Source organism: Desertibacillus haloalkaliphilus (genome assembly GCF_019039105.1).
In the GTDB taxonomy this organism is placed as follows: Bacteria; Bacillota; Bacilli; order Bacillales; family KJ1-10-99; genus Desertibacillus; species Desertibacillus haloalkaliphilus.
In genome coordinates this window covers 1-331 of sequence record NZ_JAHPIV010000588.1, presented here as the reverse complement: position 1 = coordinate 331, position 331 = coordinate 1, and the positions used below count along the sequence as shown (strand labels likewise).

General features: G+C 41.4%; 1 protein-coding gene. It reads left to right on the top strand.

What is annotated here, in order from left to right:
* Positions 1–147: 147 nt before the first annotated feature.
* Positions 148–331: transcriptional regulator SplA domain-containing protein (locus tag KH400_RS23400; RefSeq protein WP_281418778.1), on the top strand; the 184-nt coding region annotated here is incomplete at its 3' end.

The following is a 331-nucleotide window of genomic DNA, read 5'->3' as shown; positions in this document are numbered from 1 at the left end:
GCTTGGCACCCCTTCATCGTGGTGAGGAAATTCAAAAAAAATTACAGCGTCATTTCCCTGATTTTGAGGTAGCTGTATTAAGACCAGCAAAAGAAGGAATTGTAGTAAAAAAAGAATCAAAGCAGGAAACATCGGCGTGAAAAATAGATGAATAGGGAACAAGTATGGCGGGCAAAACAACAAAAAAAGAGGCCCGCCAAGCTTGATATTCAGCAACTTGAAGAGGGACAGCAAGTTTACATTATTTATCGAAACCCACACACTCAAACGGTATCCAATGTTCAGGAAGCTACGATTGCAAGGGATCCGATGGACCCAAGCAGATTATCAT